The organism is Micromonospora sp. NPDC023633 (genome assembly GCF_040640035.1).
Classification (GTDB): Bacteria; Actinomycetota; Actinomycetes; order Mycobacteriales; family Micromonosporaceae; genus Micromonospora.
The window spans coordinates 117,661-133,859 of record NZ_JBFABB010000002.1 but is presented as its reverse complement, the minus strand read 5'-3'; the positions used below and the strand labels follow the sequence as shown (position 1 = coordinate 133,859).

16 protein-coding genes and 3 pseudogenes are annotated in these 16,199 nt (G+C 69.7%); 14 read left to right on the top strand and 5 right to left on the bottom strand.

The genetic code is table 11. The features are described from left to right. Positions 1 to 10: 10 nt before the first annotated feature. The 8 genes from AB0G13_RS01260 to AB0G13_RS01225 all read left to right on the top strand — a co-directional run bounded on the left by AB0G13_RS01260 (position 11) and on the right by AB0G13_RS01225 (position 6,676). A complete protein-coding gene (locus AB0G13_RS01260) occupies positions 11 to 745 on the top strand; it encodes an SDR family oxidoreductase (protein ID WP_357867113.1) in 735 nt (244 codons plus the stop codon). After that, positions 742 to 2,382 carry an FAD-dependent monooxygenase gene (locus AB0G13_RS01255; RefSeq protein WP_357867110.1) on the top strand — a complete coding sequence of 547 codons (1,641 nt, stop codon included), beginning with the start codon at positions 742 to 744 and terminating at the stop codon, positions 2,380 to 2,382. Before AB0G13_RS01260 ends, AB0G13_RS01255 begins: the two co-directional genes overlap by 4 nt. Beyond that, positions 2,375 to 2,746, top strand: a complete 372-nt coding sequence (locus tag AB0G13_RS01250) for a cupin (protein ID WP_357867108.1) — start codon at positions 2,375 to 2,377, stop codon at positions 2,744 to 2,746. Before AB0G13_RS01255 ends, AB0G13_RS01250 begins: the two co-directional genes overlap by 8 nt. Next, positions 2,743 to 3,276 (top strand): hypothetical protein, encoded by a 534-nt coding sequence (locus tag AB0G13_RS01245; RefSeq protein WP_357867105.1) that lies wholly within the window; start codon positions 2,743 to 2,745, stop codon positions 3,274 to 3,276. The genes AB0G13_RS01250 and AB0G13_RS01245 overlap by 4 nt, the downstream gene beginning before the upstream one ends. Before the next feature lie 29 nt (positions 3,277 to 3,305). Next, complete coding sequence (locus AB0G13_RS01240; RefSeq protein WP_357867102.1) at positions 3,306 to 3,716, top strand: RidA family protein; 411 nt, start codon at positions 3,306 to 3,308, stop codon at positions 3,714 to 3,716. Continuing rightward, positions 3,716 to 4,597: a fumarylacetoacetate hydrolase family protein gene (locus AB0G13_RS01235; protein ID WP_357867099.1), complete on the top strand. Its 882-nt coding sequence runs from the start codon at positions 3,716 to 3,718 to the stop codon at positions 4,595 to 4,597. The genes AB0G13_RS01240 and AB0G13_RS01235 overlap by 1 nt, the downstream gene beginning before the upstream one ends. Before the next feature lie 181 nt (positions 4,598 to 4,778). Continuing rightward, the gene (locus tag AB0G13_RS01230) at positions 4,779 to 5,549 is read left to right on the top strand and encodes a GntR family transcriptional regulator (RefSeq protein ID WP_357867096.1); all 771 of its coding nucleotides are present in this window, start codon (positions 4,779 to 4,781) and stop codon (positions 5,547 to 5,549) included. Between the two features lie 170 nt (positions 5,550 to 5,719). Next, entirely contained in the window at positions 5,720 to 6,676 is a 957-nt protein-coding gene (locus tag AB0G13_RS01225; protein WP_357867094.1) for an amidohydrolase family protein, read from the top strand. Between the two features lie 47 nt (positions 6,677 to 6,723). Here AB0G13_RS01225 and AB0G13_RS01220 read toward each other — a convergent pair whose 3' ends face one another. After that, the gene (locus AB0G13_RS01220) at positions 6,724 to 7,707 is read right to left on the bottom strand and encodes a LysR family transcriptional regulator (RefSeq protein WP_357867093.1); all 984 of its coding nucleotides are present in this window, start codon (positions 7,705 to 7,707) and stop codon (positions 6,724 to 6,726) included. 93 nt (positions 7,708 to 7,800) lie between these two features. Between AB0G13_RS01220 and AB0G13_RS01215 the strand changes: the two genes are divergently transcribed. Continuing rightward, positions 7,801 to 9,066 carry a TDT family transporter gene (locus AB0G13_RS01215; RefSeq protein ID WP_357867091.1) on the top strand — a complete coding sequence of 422 codons (1,266 nt, stop codon included), beginning with the start codon at positions 7,801 to 7,803 and terminating at the stop codon, positions 9,064 to 9,066. A 582-nt stretch (positions 9,067 to 9,648) separates the two neighbouring features. After that, a pseudogene (locus AB0G13_RS01210) lies at positions 9,649 to 9,905 on the top strand (hypothetical protein); the annotation flags it as partial. On the opposite strand, the gene AB0G13_RS01205 reads toward AB0G13_RS01210, so the two are convergent. Beyond that, a complete protein-coding gene (locus AB0G13_RS01205) occupies positions 9,853 to 10,620 on the bottom strand; it encodes a VOC family protein (RefSeq protein ID WP_357867088.1) in 768 nt (255 codons plus the stop codon). The pseudogene AB0G13_RS01210 and the gene AB0G13_RS01205 overlap by 53 nt on opposite strands. Positions 10,621 to 10,752: 132 nt before the next feature. Next, positions 10,753 to 11,283, bottom strand: a pseudogene (locus AB0G13_RS01200) (VOC family protein); the annotation flags it as partial. Positions 11,284 to 11,790: 507 nt separating this feature from the next. Between AB0G13_RS01200 and AB0G13_RS01195 the strand changes: the two are divergent. The 4 genes and pseudogenes from AB0G13_RS01195 to AB0G13_RS01180 all read left to right on the top strand — a co-directional run. After that, positions 11,791 to 12,387: a hypothetical protein gene (locus AB0G13_RS01195; RefSeq protein ID WP_357867085.1), complete on the top strand. Its 597-nt coding sequence runs from the start codon at positions 11,791 to 11,793 to the stop codon at positions 12,385 to 12,387. A gap of 86 nt (positions 12,388 to 12,473) precedes the next feature. Beyond that, on the top strand, positions 12,474 to 13,022 hold the full coding sequence (locus AB0G13_RS01190; protein WP_357867082.1) for a sigma-70 family RNA polymerase sigma factor: 549 nt from the start codon (positions 12,474 to 12,476) through the stop codon (positions 13,020 to 13,022). 1 nt (position 13,023) lies between these two features. After that, complete coding sequence (locus tag AB0G13_RS01185; RefSeq protein WP_357867079.1) at positions 13,024 to 14,061, top strand: CU044_5270 family protein; 1,038 nt, start codon at positions 13,024 to 13,026, stop codon at positions 14,059 to 14,061. A gap of 259 nt (positions 14,062 to 14,320) precedes the next feature. Next, positions 14,321 to 14,674 (top strand): annotated as a pseudogene (locus AB0G13_RS01180) (transposase); the annotation flags it as partial. A gap of 240 nt (positions 14,675 to 14,914) precedes the next feature. Here the strand turns inward: AB0G13_RS01180 and AB0G13_RS01175 are convergent. Beyond that, a complete protein-coding gene (locus AB0G13_RS01175; protein WP_121398059.1) occupies positions 14,915 to 15,118 on the bottom strand; it encodes a cold-shock protein in 204 nt (67 codons plus the stop codon). Positions 15,119 to 15,335: 217 nt separating this feature from the next. Next, a complete protein-coding gene (locus AB0G13_RS01170) occupies positions 15,336 to 15,560 on the bottom strand; it encodes a hypothetical protein (protein WP_121398060.1) in 225 nt (74 codons plus the stop codon). Positions 15,561 to 16,199 lie beyond the last annotated feature (639 nt).

Sequence of the window (16,199 nt, the reverse complement as noted above, 5' to 3'; positions counted from 1 at the left end):
AAAGGACGTCATGCAGGCCAGTTTCGACGCCACCGGCGAGGTGCTTGTGGTCACCGGGGGCGCCAACGGCATCGGCGCTGCCCTCGCCCACGCGTACGCGGACGCGGGGGGTACGGCCGTGGTGTTCGACGTGACATCGGGTCAGCCGCACCCCAGTGGGCGGGTGCACGAGCACCGGGTGGACGTGTCCGACCGCGACGCGGTGCACGCCGCGGTCACCCGGGTGCTCGCCGAGCATGGGCGGATCGATGCCCTGGTGGCCGGAGCGGCGGTGCAGCCGCGCTGCAACGTGGTCGACATGGACCCCGAGCAGTGGCGCCGCACGCTGGCGGTGAACCTCGACGGGGTGGTCTGGTGCGCGCAGGCGGTCCTACCGGACATGATCGCCCGCCGCTCGGGCGCGATCCTGGTCTTCGCCTCGGGCCTGGCCACCGCCGGCCGGGCGCAGGCGTCGGCCTACGCGGCGAGCAAGGGGGCGTTGATCGCGTTCGCCAAGTCGCTCGCCGCCGAGGTCGCCGAGCACCGGATCCGGGTGAACACCGTCTTTCCCGGTGTGGTGGACACTCCGCAGTTCCAGCAGGCCAACCCGAGCGGTGGCGAACGGGAGCACTGGGCGCGGGCCACCGGAATCGGCATGCCGGCCGACGTGGTTGGTCCGCTGATGTTCCTGCTCTCGTCGGCCGCGACCATGACCGGATCCACCCTCACCCGTGACCGGGCGTACCCGAGGAGCGAAGTGCGATGAGCAGCACGACCGAGCAGTTGCCGGTGGGTATCGTGGGCGCCGGGCCGGTCGGCCTGGTCACCGCGCTGGGCCTGGCCCACTACGGCGTTCCGGTGGTCATCTTCGAGGAGGACGAGCGGCTGTCGCTGGACACCAAGGCCGGCACCGTCCTCACCCGCACCCTGGAGGTGCTGCACCGGTACGGCGCCCTTAACGACGTGCTGGCCGGGTCGCTGCGCATCGACGAAATCGGCGAGCTGGACCGGGCCACGAACACCCAGACCCTCAGCGTCCGGACCGGCGACCTGACCGAGGACACCCGCTTCCCCTTCGTCATCAACATCCCGCAGCACGAGCTGGAGCCGATCCTGCGGCAGCGGCTCGACGCCACCGCCCCCGGCGCGCTGCACATGGGACACCGGCTGCTCGACTTCGTCCAGCACCCGGACCGGGTGGACCTGCGACTGCGCACCGCCGAGGGGGAGCGGACGGTTGCGGTGCGGTACCTGCTGGGCTGCGACGGCGGTCGGTCCGCCGTCCGGGACCAGATCGGCGCGCGGGTCGAGGGCGAGACGTACCAGGAGCGTTACATGCTGGTCGACCTGAAGGTCGACCTGGACGTGGAGAACCCGCGCGACTACCCGTACCTGGCGTACTTCGGCGATCCCCAGGAGTGGATGATCCTGGTCCGCCAGCCGCACTGCTGGCGTTTCCTCTACCCGCTGCCGGCCGGGCAGGCCGAGCCGAACCGGGAGGAGTTGGCCGACAAGGCGCGCCGGTTCATCGGGGACACCAAGACCCTGGAGATTGTCGGCACCAACATCTACAACGTGCACCAGCGGGTGGCCGACCGGTGGCAGGACGGGCGGGTCTTCCTGCTCGGCGACGCCGCGCACCTGATCACCCCGATGTGGGCACTGGGCTTGAACACCGGGGTCCTGGACGCCTCCAACCTGCCCTGGCGGATGGCCTGGGTGCTGCGCGGCTGGGCCGAGCCGAGTCTGCTCGACGGTTACCAGGTCGAGCAGGAGCCGGTCGCCACCAAGGGCTCCGCGGCGATGGCCGCAGCGGCACGGGCCTACATGGCCAGGCGCTCGGACGACCCGGGGGTGATGACCGCCGGCAACTGGGGCAACGCGTTCACCCGCGCCATGCTCGGGGTACGCCTCGACGTGGGCGGCACGGGTGACTGGTCGATGGTCGCCGCCGGTGACGAGCCGCTGCCGGTGCTGGCCGGGGCGCGCAGCCCCGACCTGCCGCTGTTCGGTCAGTCCGGCACGGTGCACCTGCACGACCTGGCTGCCGACGCCTTCGTGGCGCTCTACTTCACCGACCCGCGCCGGGTCCCTGCGCTGCCGCCACAGGAGTCGCCCGCGTTGCGGCACTTCGTGGTGAGCCGGTGGGACGCGCCGCACGACTCCGGGCTGCGGGACCGGGCGCTGTTCGACCCGGGAGACCGGGTGCGGCGCCGCTTCGGGGTCGACAACGACACTCTGGTGCTGGTCCGCCCGGACGGGCACGTGGCGGCGATCGTCCCGTTCGACCCCGTCTCCGGCGTCGACACGGCCGCCCAGCTTTACGCCCGGGTCACCGGCTGCCCACCGCCCGTGACCTGGCCCGACAACACACTCGTCTGCGAAAGGGATGACAATGAGTAGCTACGGTCACGCGATCGCCCCGGACGGAAGCCAGGTCGAGCTCGGCGCCGTCGGTCAGCAGGTGGTCTTCGAGAACGACCAGGTGCGGGTCTGGGAGATCAGCCTGGCGCCCGGTGAGCGGCAGCCCTGGCATCACCACCTCAACCCGTACCTGGTGATCGCGCTGGAAGCCGCCGACAACCGGATCGACGCGCTCGCCGGTGGCGACCCGCGCCTGGTGCACGAGGCCATCGGTGGGGTGGTCTACCGCGAGCCGGGGGAGATCCACATGCTCACCAACAACGGCACGACCCGGTACCGCAGCCGGCTCGTCGAGCTGAAGTGCCTGGGGGAGAACCTCGTGTCCGGGCAGGGAGAGCGATGAGCGACCTGCCGCTCGTACCGGCCCCGCCGGTGCCGGCCGGCGTCGATCCGCAGGAGTGGGCCAACAACCTCTCCGAGCCGTCGAACTACGGCGGCGAGGCTGCCGACCGGTCGCGGGAGGAACTGGTACCCGGGCCGGAAGGCTTGGTGCTGGCCCGCTTCCGCGAGATCCTGCTCCAGACCGACGAGCTGGACTGGGCGGACAAGACGCTGGCTGGCCTCTCCCACAAGGCGCTGTGGCGCAACGAGGAGACCGAGGCGTCCATCTCGCTGGTCCGGTTCCGCAAGGGCGCCGGCATCCCGCTACGCCACTCACACGCGTCCAACCAGTTCATGTTCTGCCTCAGCGGCCGGTACACCTACGTGCCCACCGGGCTCACCCTCACCCCGGGCTCCTTCTACTGGAACCCGAAGGGCAGCCTGCACGGGCCCACGCTCGCCGAAGAAGAGAGCGTCCTGCTGGAGATCTACGACGGGCCGCACTACCCGACCCAGCCGGAGTGGTACACCGACCCGGCAGACGCCCGCTAGCTCCACCACCTCGAAGAAGAGAAGATGCTATGCCCAAGCAGCAGATTGTTTCCCCCGAGCTGGCCGCCCCGAACGGCCACTTCGCCCAGGCCACCCAGACCAGGGCGCGGGGACGGATGGTGTTCGTGTCCGGCATGACCGCCCGCAACCGTGAGGGCGGGGTCACCGGCGTCGGCGACATCGCCGCCCAGACGCACCAGGTCTGCCAGAACCTGCGCGCCGCGATGACGGCTGCCGGCGGGTCGCTGGAGGACATCGTGCGGGTGGATGTCTACGTCCGCAACATGGAGGACTTCCACGCCATCCACGAGGTGCGCCGGCAGTACTTCACCGGTGAGCCGCCGGCCTCGACGATGGTGGAGGTCTCCAAGTTCGTGAACAAGGACTACCTGATCGAGATCAACGCGATCGGCGTGATCGACGACGAGCAGGACGCCTGATGAAGCTCGCCAGCGTTCTCACCGAGACCGGGCGGCGGATCGGGGTGGTGGACGGCGACACCGTTGCCGTGCTCCCCGCGAAGCTGGGCGAGCTCGACGAGGCGATCCGAGGTGGCGCGGACGCGTTGGAGGCCGTCCGCGCCGCCGCGCGGCAGGTCGCGGCGGTGCCGTTGGCCGAGGTTCGGCTCGACGCGCCGTTGCGCCGGTTCAACCGGGACATCCTCTGCACCGGTTGGAACTACTGGGACCACTTCGAGGAGTCGCGCGGCAAGCGGGAAGGGCAGGACCCCGCGGAGCGGCCCAAGCACCCGACCTTCTTCACCAAGGGCCCGGACACGGTCGTCGGTCCGTACGACGACATCGCCTACGACCCGCAACTTTCCGCCAAGTGGGACTACGAGGCGGAGGTGGCGCTGGTCATCGGTGCGGATTGCCGTTCGGTGAGCGAGGCGGACGCACTGTCGTACGTGGCGGCGTTCTGCGTGGCCAACGACGTGTCGCAGCGCGACCTGCAACGCGCACACGGCGGCCAGTGGCTCAAGGGAAAGAGCATCGACGCCACCATGCCGCTCGGGCCCTGGCTGACCACTTTGGACGAAGTGCCGGACCCGGCGAACCTGCGCATCCAGTGTGAGGTGAACGGCGTGGTGCTCCAGGACGCGTCGACCGGGCAGATGGCCTTCCCATTCGCCCGCATCATCGCGGAACTGAGCTGGGGGATGACCCTGCGGGCCGGCGACGTGGTGCTCACTGGTACACCGAGCGGCATCGGGAATGCCCGTGACCCCCAGGTGTTCCTGAACGACGGAGACCTGGTCGTTACCCGTGTGGAAACGCTCGGTGAACTGCGCAACCGCGTACGACTCACGAAGCTGCACTGACCCGCGACGGGTGCGGGCGGCGCGGAGCCGGCCCGCACCATTCCACAGCGACGAAATTGGTACCATTTCCAGGGCCCTGATGCGTTTGTGGGATCACCCGAACACCCATGAACCATGGATCATGTCCCGCGAGAACGGGACGAGGACGGCATCCACCAGCGGCTCTATCCGGAGGCAAACCGTGGTAACAACGCATCGCCGATCCGTCCTGGAAGACGCCAACGACGACGGCCGGGCCGGTGCCGGTGGAACCGACGGACAGCACCGCACCCTCGCCGACTCGGCGACCGCGGTCCTGCACGAGGCGATCCTCACCGGCCGGCTGCCGGCCGGCACCCCGCTACGGCTCAACGAGATGGCCGACCTGCTCGGCATGAGCATGAGCCCGGTCCGCGAGTCGATCCGACGGTTGGCCGCGCTCGGCCTGGTCGAGGTGGTCCAGCACAAGGGCGCCTGGGTCATGCCGCTGACCGTCGAGGACGCCGTCGACACCCATGAGACCCGGATCGCCATGGAGACGGCACTGATCGAACGGGCGGCGACCCGGTTCACCGCCCAGGACGCCCGGCGTGCCGAGGCGGCACTCGACGAGCACATCGCCGCGTCCGCGCGCGGCGACGCCACGGCCGCCCGCCGGGCACACACCGAGTTTCACTTCACCATCTACCGTGCGGCCGGATCGCGTTGGCTGCTGCGCGGTCTGGAGCCGGTCTGGGAGAACAGCGAGCGGTACCGGTTCGCAACGGTCACCCGGACGGGGCAGAACGAGGAGCGGGTCCGCGAGCACCGGGCCATCCTCGACGCGTGCGTGGCGGGGGACGTGGCGGCGGCGGTGGCCGCTGTGCAGGTCCACATCCAGCACGCGGCAGACCGGGTGATCGGCAAGATGAACACCGACGCCGCGGCAGTGCCTGCCGCCCGGGCACCGGGACGCGCGCGTACCGGAAGTTGACCGGCCGGCACCACCGCGTCAGCCGGTAGTTACGCCGCCCTCCCACCGCCGGGGCACCTCTGCTCCCGACGGACTGTCCGCCGCCGGGTGAGCGGCCACACCAGCCACCATCTCGTACGTCGGCGCGTCCCGTCGTGACCGCCGTCGGACCAAACCGTGAGGAAGCCCCGTTGCCTGGCATCGACATGCACGCCCACCTCGCCCCCGACCTGCGCTCGGCCAACCTGCCAGGGGTCGCGGTCGACGGTGACAGCATCGCCGTTCTCGGCGGCAAACGGGTCGGCCCGCCCGACCTGTACCACCCGGACCGGCTCGAGAAGCACCTGGACCAGGCTGGGCTGGACGAGGCGATCGTCAGCGTACCGCCGCCCTTCTACCGTCAGCGGCTGTCCGGACCGGAGGCAGCGGCGTGGGTCCGTGCGGTCAACGACGGTCTGCTCGCCGTGGTCGCCGACCGGCCCCGGCTGACCCCGCTGGCGTACCTGCCGTTCGAACATCCCGAAGTGGCCCTCGCCGAGTACGACCGGATCGCCGCCGACGACCGCTGGGCGGGCGTGGTGGGCGCCGCGGGTGGAGACGCCGGACCGCTCGACGGTGCGGCGCTGCACCCCCTGTGGCAGCGTATCGACGCGGACCGGCGCACCCTGCAACTGCACCCCGCGCACTCGGCGGATCCCCGCTTGGAGCCCTACTACCTGGCCAACCTGCTGGGCAACCCGGTCGAGACGACGGTGGCAGTGGCCCAGCTCGTCTTTGGTGGGGTGCTCGGCGGGTACCCGGGGATCCGGTTCGTGCTGGTGCACTGTGGCGGTTGCGTGCCGGCGGTGGTCGGACGCTGGGAGCGCGGTCACACCACCACCCGACCTGGCGTACCGGTGCTGTCGCCCACCCCGGCCGAGGCGGTGCGCGCCCTATACGTCGACAATCTGGCCCACGACCCGAAGGTGGTCGACCTGGCGGTGTCGGTCTTCGGCGCGGACCGGCTGGTGCTCGGCAGCGACTGGCCGTTCCCGATGGGCACCGATGCTCCGTCCGCCACGGTGGCACACCGGGGCGCTGACTACGCCCGGCAGGTGGCCACCGACAACGCGGCGCGGGCTCTGGGGCGGGCACCGGGCGGTCGGTGACGGGTCGTGCGGCGGACGCCGTCGAGCTGCCGCTGCCGCCGTCCGAGTCACCCGGCGCCGGGGCTTGGGAGCGGCCCCGTTGTGGGCGCAGCATGAGCGGTGAGGGTGCCGATGTGGGTCAGCAGGGCGCGTACGGCACCAGCGGGCGGCGTGCGGCCGCTGGTCCAGACCGCCCGCAGCTCCCGGCGGAGATCGAGCCCCGCCACCGCAACCTGCCGCAGCCGGCCCAGCCACAGGTCGTCGCTGACGGCGAGGCTACTGATCACCGCCGGGCCGGCTCCGGCCAGAACCGCCGCGCGCACCGCGGCTGTGGTCGACAGCTCCAGTGCGGGCGGTGCCTGCCGCATGCCGCCGCCGAGGGCCTGCCGCAGGGCGGTGGTCAGGAACTCCCGCGTGCCGGAACCGGCCTCCCGGGTGACCAGCGGCGTCTCGCACAGCTCGTCAGCCGCTATCCGGGAGGCCCGTCGGGCCCAGCGGTGATCCGGTGGCACCACCAGCACCAGCTCGTCATGCGCGACGATCCGGCTGCGTAGCCCGCTGGGCACGCCCGGCCCCTCGACGAAACCCAGATCGGCGCCACCGGAACGGACCTGCTCGATGACACGGTCGCTGTTGGTGGCCTCGAGCACCACCTGCACCGGCGGCTGACCATGACGCTGGGCGTCGGCCTGCAAACTGACCAGCCAGCTCGGCAGCAACTGCTCGGCCACCGTCAGGCTGGCGCTGACCCGGATCCGGCTGCGGGTGCCCTCACGCAACGACGCGAGACCGGCATCGACCTCCTGGGCGACACTGACCAGACGGTCGGCCCACTGCGCGACGACGACTCCGGCAGGGGTCAGATCGGTACCGCGGGTCGTGCGGACAGCCAGCCGCACCCCGGTCTGCGCCTCCAACGCGGCCATCCGCGCGGACACCGCCTGCTGGGTCAACCCGAACTCCCGGGCAGCCGCGCTCAAACTCCCGGTGCGGGCCACCGCGAGCAGCACCTCCAACGCCAACAGCTCCGGCATCCGCGCACTCAACGTCACAGACGCAGACTGTATCTGCCCACAAGCTGTGTTTGTAGGTTCACAACATCATCGCCGCTACCGGCAGAGCCGGGTCACCGCGATCGTGGAGACATGACCACTTCGACGTTGCCCAAACCGGCCGGCGCCGACAACGCCCCGCAGCGTCCTCGACCGCACCCGCTCGCCCGGTTCGGACTGCTGCGCGACCTGGACCACCCCCGCGACGTGCTGGCGCACCTCACCCCGAACTGGTACGCGTCGATCATGGGCACCGGCATCGTGGCCACCGCCGCGGCGTCACTGCCCCTGCGGTTTCCTGGGCTACGGCTGTTCGCCACCGTCGTCTGGGCGCTCGCCGCGCTGCTGCTGATCGGTCTGACCGTCGCCACCGTGGCGCACTGGCGGCGTCACCCTCGGGTCGCTCGCGGATACCACGTCGACCCGGTCATGGCCCACTTCTACGGCGCCCCGCCGATGGCGATGCTCACCGTCGGCGCCGGCACTCTGCTGCTGGGCCGCGACGCCATCGGCCTGGACGCTGCGGTCGGCGTCAGCTGGGCGCTGTGGTTCGCCGGCACCATCACGGGGCTGATCACCGCTGCGGCGGTGCCCTACCTGCAGTTCACCCGCCACGAGGGCGTCGACCAGCGCAGCGCGTTCGGCGGGTGGCTGATGCCCGTCGTGCCACCGATGGTGTCGGCCTCGACCGGCGCCATGCTCGTGCCCTACGCCCCCGCCGGGCAGGCTCGGACGACCCTGATCCTGGTCTGCTACGCCATGTTCGGGCTCAGTCTGATCGCCTCACTCATCGTGATCACGCTGATCTGGAACCGGCTCACGCTGCACAAGATCGGACCGGCGCGGATGGTGCCGACCCTGTGGATCGTGCTCGGCCCGCTCGGTCAGTCGATCACCGCGGCGAACCTGCTCGGCGGCGTGGCCGCCCAGGCCCTGCCCGGACCGTACGCCCACGCCCTGCAGGCATTCGGCGTCGTCTACGGCATACCCGTTTGGGGTTTCGCCCTGCTCTGGGCCAGCCTGGCCGCCGCCGTCACCGTCAAGACCGCCCGCGACCAGCTACCGTTCTCACTGACCTGGTGGTCGTTCACCTTTCCTGTCGGCACCTTCGTCACCGGTACCTCGGGCCTTGCCCTGCACACCGGCTCGGTCATGTTCCGCATCGCCGCCGTCATTTTCTACGCCGGCCTGCTCACCGCCTGGGCCACCGTCGCCGTCCGTACCGCCAGAGGCAGCCGCCGCGGAACTCTGTTCGGGCCGACAGCCGCAGGCGACGGGTGCGGGAGTCCAGCGCCTGGACCATTCGACGGGCCATCTCTGTGCCGGCCCACACCGCCGCCAATCCTTCCGCGATCGTGACGGCCAGGTAGGCGAGCGTCACCCACGGCGCCCCGGCCGCCGCGGAACGGAATACATCGAGAGGAAGGGGGAAGGCCGGATAGGCCCTGGCCGCGTCTACTACCAGCGCAAACTCAGCGAAGGAAAAACGCCCGCCGAAGCCCGACGCGCGCTCAACGACGCCTCACCAACGTCCTATACCGGCACCTCACCAAAGATCACCTCAAACTCACCACCGGCACGGGTTGACACACAGAGGCGCTCTTGAGCCTCTCCCCGCCCTTGGGGCGACGCCCGGGCCGCGCAGGCCAGATGAGAGCCACACGACCAGCGTGGGCAGCCGAAAAGAGAGCGACAACCCGGGCGCCTCGACCGAAGCCTGGCCGGGCCACGGTCGCAGGTCAACGAAACAAGTAGCCGATGAGCGGACGTCTCGGGGTTAGTGCTTGCGTTGGTCGGGTTATCCGGCACCGGCCGCAACCGGTCGGCGCCGGACGTTGCGGTTCAGCCGCCGATCATTGCTGGTCGGGTGCGTAGACGTTCATGACAACGTCGTTTGGGAAAGGGTTGTGAGCGGAGCCGCCGCAGGCCGGTCGGCTGGGGTTGCTCACCATGCGCGACCTCTCCGTGGCCGGCGAGTACGCCGACCGGCTGGTGCTGCTCGCCGACGGCCGGGTGGTCGTCACCGGCACTCCCCGCAGGTGCTCACCGAGCAACTGCTCGCCACCCACTACCGGGTCAGCGTCCGTGTCGTCGACGGCGAGCACGGGCCGCTGGTGGTGCCGGTGCGGCCGGATCCACGTACGGTCAGGGCGGAGTGGTCCCGAGGATCGAGAAGAACGCCCCCTGTGGATCGGTGAGCACCGCGAACCGGCCCCGCGTCAGGTCTGTCGGCTGGACGGCGAGGGTTGCGCCCATCCGTAGCGCCTCGGCGACGACCCTGTCGGTGTCGGTGACCGCGAAGTAGACCATCCAGTGGGACGGGAGGTCACCCCAGTCTTCGCCGATCATGGGCATCATCCCGGCGACGGGACGACCGTCCAGCTGCCAGGTGGTGTAGGTGATCGGGCCCATCGGTTGGTCGTCCGTCGTCCAGCCGAACACCGACCCGTAGAACTCCTTAGCCCGGTCCGACTCCCGCGTGGTCAGCTCGGGCCAGGTCAGCGAGCCGGGTACGTCGAACACCTCGGCCCCCGGCATGCCGAGCGACTGCCACACTCCGAAGGGCGCCCCGGCCGGGTCGGCGAAGAGCGCCGTCCGCCGGGAGCCGGGGACGTCGAAGGGCTCGGTCAGGATCCGGCCGCCGGCGGCGGTGACCCGCTGGCAGGCCGCCTCGGCGTCGTCGGTCGCCAGGTAGGGCACCCAGGCAGGCGGCCGTTGCGGGCCGGCCCCCAGCCCGGCACCGGCCACCGGTTTGCCCTGCTGGTGGAAGACGAGGTGACCGTCAGCCGCGGGTTGCCGGTCCGCCTCGCCAACGGCCCAGCCGAACAAGGGCGCGTAGAAGCGTGCCGCGCCGGGGAGGTCGGTGGTGACCAGGTCGACCCAGGTGGATGCCCCCGGTGGAATATCTGTCATGGCTTCGGCTTCGCTTCCTCTACTCGGGCAATTCTCGGCGGGATGGCGGCGGGCGGGCCCGTCAGCCGGCGGCCGTCAGCCGGCACCGGTGCGGGCGAGGGCTTGACGTTGAAGAGGGGCGCCCTGCGCGTCGAGCCGCCAGCCGGTGTAGGTGATCGTTCCCATCGGCTGGTTGTCCGAGTGCCAGCCGAAGACCAGCTCGTAGAAGACCTCGGCGCTCTCCGGGTCGGGGGTGACCAGCTCGTTCCAGGCCATCGCGCCGGAGATGTCGAACACCTCGGCGTCGGGCGCCGCCATCGGTTGCCAGACGCTGAACGTCGCGCCGGCCGGGTCGGCGAAGACCGCCATCCGCCCCTGGTCGAAGACCTCGAACGGGGGCACCACCACCTGTCCGCCGGCCCGCTCGACCCGGCCGGCCGCCAGGTCTGCGTCGTCGGTCGCGACGTACATCGACCTGATCGGCACCTGGTCCGGGATGGCCGGCGGGCCGGCCCCGGCCACCGTCCTGCCCCCGAGGAGGAAGACGGTGTAGCCGCCCGCCTCGGGCTCCGGCGTGATCCGCCCGGTCCAGCCGAACAGCTCCGGGTAGAGGCGCCGCGCGTCGGCGAGATCTGGGATGGCCAGGTCGGCCCAGCAGGGCGTGCCCGGCGGGACGGTGCTCACGTCGACCCCTCTCGACTGGGGGCGGCCACCGCCGGCACGCCCTGCCGGCATCGTGGCACCGTTCGCGCATCGTATGGGGCGGATCGGGCGAATCGTCAGCTGAACCGTCGTCCGGATCTGTCGCAGACCGTGCGCTACCCAGCGTCACCGCGACCGGATCAATCCGGCACCCGGTCGCGGCGAGAACGATGCGTCCCTGTCGCGACCGGAGGAACGTCCGGTGTCGCTACGCTTTGACCGTGGTCGATCTGCCGGAGACGTGGTGTGTTCCGGTCGTACGTGCGGATTTCCGCGACGACGGTGTGTGGGAGCAGCTCAAGGACGAGATCGTCAGTCCCACCGAAGAGGGCTTCGTGGCCGGTGTCGAGTTCGTCGAGGATCGAGCGCTGATTGGCCTCAGCGGTTCGGCAATCGCGGGCGGCTATCCTCGCGCCTACCCGCGTCAGTACAGGCACCCGGTGGTGGCGCTGGGGTCGCGCGGTTGTGAGCACGGCCGGCCCTCTCGCGTTGAGGCTGGACGTCGGGCTGGCGGACACGGCGCCGCTGTACGCCTCCCACGACCTGGACAACTACCTGTTTCCGCTGGTCCCGAAGCTGACGAGCCGGACAGGGCGGGACTTCGTCTCGGTATGGGCGACCAAGCGTCATGCGGCGACATCCTCAGTGGCGGTCTGCCCGGCTGTACCGGTCGATGATCCTGTCGGGACGTACGTGTTCGACGTGACGGCGTCGGCGTCGGCGTCGGCGTACAAGGAGCAGATCAGTGATCAGATCACGACTGGCGGCCCGGCTGCCGGCGATGGCGTTGCGCTCCAGATCGCGTTCGTTGTTGGGCCCCGCCGGGCCTGGCCAAATCTGTGGAAGCCGACGATCGACTCCTTGGGAGCGATTCTCGGCCACGACGACGGCGCGCGGGAGTGGAACGCCCGCGATGGGCGCATCACCGATCTCGGGCTGCACTGCGTCGTTGACCCTACTGTCGGCAGCGTGATCCGGATCGCGATCCGGGCGTCGCCGGTCCGTCCCGGTTCTATCCGGCTCGTTCAAAGTCGGTGCGGCGTCCCGCGCGCTGAGAGGTCAGCCGCGCCGGTTACGCCTGGTTGAGGTGGGGCAGGGCCGGATGGGGTGGTTCCTTCGTTGCGGGGTGTGACGTTCCGGTCGGTGCCGGACATAAGCACGTAGGAGGTGCGATGGACGCGGCGAAGGAGCAGTTCACCGAGCTGTACGAGCGTCATTACGGTGACGTGTGGCGGTACGTCGCTCGGCGGATCGTCGCGTCTGACGTCGGCGATGTTGTCGCTGAGGTCTTCCTTGTTGCGTGGCGACGCCTGGGGGATGTGCCGGACGGGTCGGCGTTGCCGTGGCTGTACGGAGTGACGCGTTTGGTGATGGCCAACGAGGCGAGGGGCCGTCGGCGGTGGCAGGAGTTGACGCTGCGGGTGGCGGCGGAGCCGGGTCAGGCGGTCGTGGTGGATCACGCGGACGGGGTGGTAAGCCAGCGTGACGTCGCGGTGGCGTTCAACCGGTTGTCTCTTGGCGATCAGGAGATTCTGCGGCTGGTGGCGTGGGAGCGGTTGACCCCTGTCGAGGCGGCGGCCGTGCTGGGCCAATCGCGGACGACGTTCGCGATGCGGCTGATACGAGCCCGTCGTCGGTTACGAACACAGCTCGGCGTGGTGAGTGACGGGGTGGGGCGGGCGCCGAGCGCGGCGCCGTCGATGTTGAGTGGGGGTGGGTGACATGAAGGCCATGGATGAGGTGCGCCAGCTGTTGGGCGGCTTGGACCCGGCCCGGAACACCCGGCCAGCCGAGGATAGTCGTCGTGAGCAGGATCTGGCTCATATTCTCTCCTGCGACCGCGCGGGAGGCGTGGCGCGAGGGGCAGTTCCGCGTCGTCGGTTCGTGCTGGCCGCGGCCGGCGCGGTGGTCGTGGTAGCGGCCGGAGGTGGGGTGGCGATCGAGATGTACCGCGAGCCGCAGCCTGCGTATGCGGCTACTCCGGCGGTCCTGAACTACGGTCCGCCGGCAACGCTGGAACCAGCCAGCACGCGGCTTCGGCGCCTGGCCGCCGTGGCGGCGGCGCAGGCCATGCCACCGCGGCCGGCCGGCACGGTGGAGCACCTGGAGTCGGCGAACTGGTTCCTGAACTCCTCAATCTCCGGCGGGCGGACGGTATCTGCTGTGGTGCCCCAACAGTGGCAGTCCTGGCGGACCGATGACGACGCCGGTCGCATGGTCAAGAGGGATCTGCCGCCGGTCTTCCGTTCGGACGCTGACCGCAGGCAGTGGCAGAAGTGGGGTGGCCGCATCGAATCGTCCGAGGAGGTGCGCGACTATCCGGCTGGCGAGTTCTACAACGGCTTCCGAGGTGCGGTGCCGACCGACGCCTCCGCGTTGCGCGGCTGGCTGAGAGCAGGCACGTCCGCGGTGCAGGCGCCGGTGCAGTACCTGGAGGACGTCGCCCAGCTCGCTGGCGTGCGGCTGTTGAACCCCGCTCAGCGCGCCGCGGTGCTCAGACTTCTTGCCGACCTCCCGGGCATCACGGTCACCGGAACCGTCACTGACCGCGCTGGACGTACTGGGGAGGCCTTCTCGATCACGACGAACGCCCACGGCCTGCCCGCCCAGTACACCGTGATCGTCGATCCGCGCTCCGGCATCTTGTTGGGATACGAGGAGGTGCTGACCACCACGGCGGGGAAGCTGAACGTGACGATCCCCGCGGTGATCTCCTACCGCTCGTACCTCATGGCCGAGTACGCCGCCATGCCACGCTGACGAGAGCCGGGTGTGTGTTGTGGAGACATGACCATCCGACGATCGGCGCGTACTGCTCAGGCGAGCGGAGCAGGAGTAGGCGGCTGTAGCTGTCCGCGCGGCGGGCGCCTGGCGCCGTGCGCTGTTATGCCGCATCGAGGAGGTGCGCGTTGGACCACGTGCGGGCGACCACATCGGATCGTCGTCGGCGCCGGACTTGGCAGCCGGAAGTGACCCGCCGGCGTCCGTATCGATCGGCGAGTAAGAAGGGGACGAAGTCGGCGGGGTTCAACGCCAGTACTCCGGGCACGGCCGGACGGGGGAGAACTGCCAGCTCGGGGTGTTCCTGGCCTACGCCAGCCCACACGGACGCACCCTGATCAACCGGGAGTTGTATCTGCCCCGCGGCTGGTACGACGACCCACCCGCCGCGAGAAAGCCGGCATCGCGGCGAGCGTCGGGTTCTCCACGAAGCCCGCGCTGGGGCTGCGGATGCTCGAACGCGCCATCACCGCCGGCCTTCCGGCGAGGTGGGGTCACCGCAGACGAGGCATACGGGCAGGACTCGAAGTTCCGGACCTGGTTGCAGCAGCACAGGATGGGCTACGTCCTCGCCGTGTCCCGCAACGCGTAGCGCCGGCAACCGAGTGCCGGTCGCGGCTGAACCCGCCGGGGACCGTCGCCGGGTGGGCGTCGGGTGCACGGTGACGTGGTGATCACGTCATGCGATGCCTTCTTCGAGCGGCACGTCGCAAATAAGGCACGGGCCGCAGGCCACGGGACATCGCAAGAGCGAGCCTGAACAAATGATGATAGATAAAACGCCGAACGGCGGCCCGCTGAACCAGTCAGGCCGCCGTTCGCAAAGCGTGGATCAGAGTGAGCGGATATCCGACGCCTGCGGGCCCTTCGGGCCCTGGGTGATGTCGAACTCCACCCGCTGGTTCTCCTCGAGGCTGCGGAAGCCGCTCGCCGAGATCGCCGAGAAATGGGCGAAAACGTCGGCACCGCCGCCGTCCTGGCTGATGAAGCCGAAGCCCTTGTCGCCGTTGAACCACTTCACAGTACCAGTAGCCATGTCTGCTCCTCGCAGGCTGTTGGAGACCGCACTGTGCGGACTCGCGCGCCACCGCGTTGATCACCCGCGCCGGGAACGACACGAAAACGAAGAAGCGCCTGGATGGGTTTTAGATAGCCCATCAGGCGCCGAAACGTCTACGGAAATCAAAACTGCAACTGGGCAATGTTAGCACAGAATCCGTGGCTCGCCGCCAGCCCCATGCCTGCGGCCTCCGTTACAGCACTGCACCGCGAGGCGCGACTTCGATCGCTGCGACGCCTCGGCCGTAGAGTACGACGAGCCGATCACCGTGTTTGGTGCGCAGCACTCCCGAATCCTGCGCCAGTGTCGAGATCACGTGGTCCACAAGCTCGTCCTCGTCGGAGACGTCCGGTTTGTCGTACGTGATGTCCATGCGGTCGCCGCCGATGAGCCGGACGCGTAGCACCGTAGTTGCCATGTCGTAGAGGCTAGTCGAGTGGGGATGCCAGGTGCAGTGGCGCTGCCGCGGGCTCCTCGGTCGACTCGCGCAGCCATATGTGCCGCCGCTGCTGTAGGTCGCAGCTCGCCGACACAGGCGAAGCTCGGACGATGGACCGCACCCGGGCGAGCGTGACAATGGACACGAGACAGGTGGTGTCGATCCTCGCCGAGAGGGAGCCACATTCATCGCTGGGGCCAGCTCCCGAAGCTGGCAGCGGCACCGCTGGGTGTAGTGCGCGTAGAGTAGGTGGTGGATCAGTTCGTCAACATCGTTGGCGGGCCAGCGCCTACCGGGCGCGCTGCCCAGGTCTCGGCAGTGTCCAGAGGACAACCTCCAGCTGTGAGGGCCGAGCGTTGGCAGACCATTCGATCGCCATCGACATTTCAGTGTGCTGACGGACAACGCCGCGTCCGTTACAGGCGACGACCAGCGACGCCGTGAGGCAAACCGTCATGACCGGAGGCGTGGCTGGCGTCCAGTGGCTGTTCATCCCCAGAAGGCGGGCCTTCAGGACACGTCTGCCCCAAGCACAACGACTCGCATCCCGACAGAGATCTTGCCCGGCTCATCAGCCGCTACTTCGCTGGCAGCAACCAGCGAATCCCCCAGCGCGGT

Coding starts and splice junctions, on each gene's coding strand:
- AB0G13_RS01260 (WP_357867113.1), top strand. CDS start 11: ATGCAGGCCAGTTTCGACGCCACCGGCGAGGTGCTTGTGGTCACCGGG.
- AB0G13_RS01255 (WP_357867110.1), top strand. CDS start 742: ATGAGCAGCACGACCGAGCAGTTGCCGGTGGGTATCGTGGGCGCCGGG.
- AB0G13_RS01250 (WP_357867108.1), top strand. CDS start 2,375: ATGAGTAGCTACGGTCACGCGATCGCCCCGGACGGAAGCCAGGTCGAG.
- AB0G13_RS01245 (WP_357867105.1), top strand. CDS start 2,743: ATGAGCGACCTGCCGCTCGTACCGGCCCCGCCGGTGCCGGCCGGCGTC.
- AB0G13_RS01240 (WP_357867102.1), top strand. CDS start 3,306: ATGCCCAAGCAGCAGATTGTTTCCCCCGAGCTGGCCGCCCCGAACGGC.
- AB0G13_RS01235 (WP_357867099.1), top strand. CDS start 3,716: ATGAAGCTCGCCAGCGTTCTCACCGAGACCGGGCGGCGGATCGGGGTG.
- AB0G13_RS01215 (WP_357867091.1), top strand. CDS start 7,801: ATGACCACTTCGACGTTGCCCAAACCGGCCGGCGCCGACAACGCCCCG.
- AB0G13_RS01205 (WP_357867088.1), bottom strand. CDS start 10,620: ATGACAGATATTCCACCGGGGGCATCCACCTGGGTCGACCTGGTCACC.
- AB0G13_RS01190 (WP_357867082.1), top strand. CDS start 12,474: ATGGACGCGGCGAAGGAGCAGTTCACCGAGCTGTACGAGCGTCATTAC.
- AB0G13_RS01185 (WP_357867079.1), top strand. CDS start 13,024: ATGAAGGCCATGGATGAGGTGCGCCAGCTGTTGGGCGGCTTGGACCCG.
- AB0G13_RS01175 (WP_121398059.1), bottom strand. CDS start 15,118: ATGGCTACTGGTACTGTGAAGTGGTTCAACGGCGACAAGGGCTTCGGC.
- AB0G13_RS01170 (WP_121398060.1), bottom strand. CDS start 15,560: ATGGCAACTACGGTGCTACGCGTCCGGCTCATCGGCGGCGACCGCATG.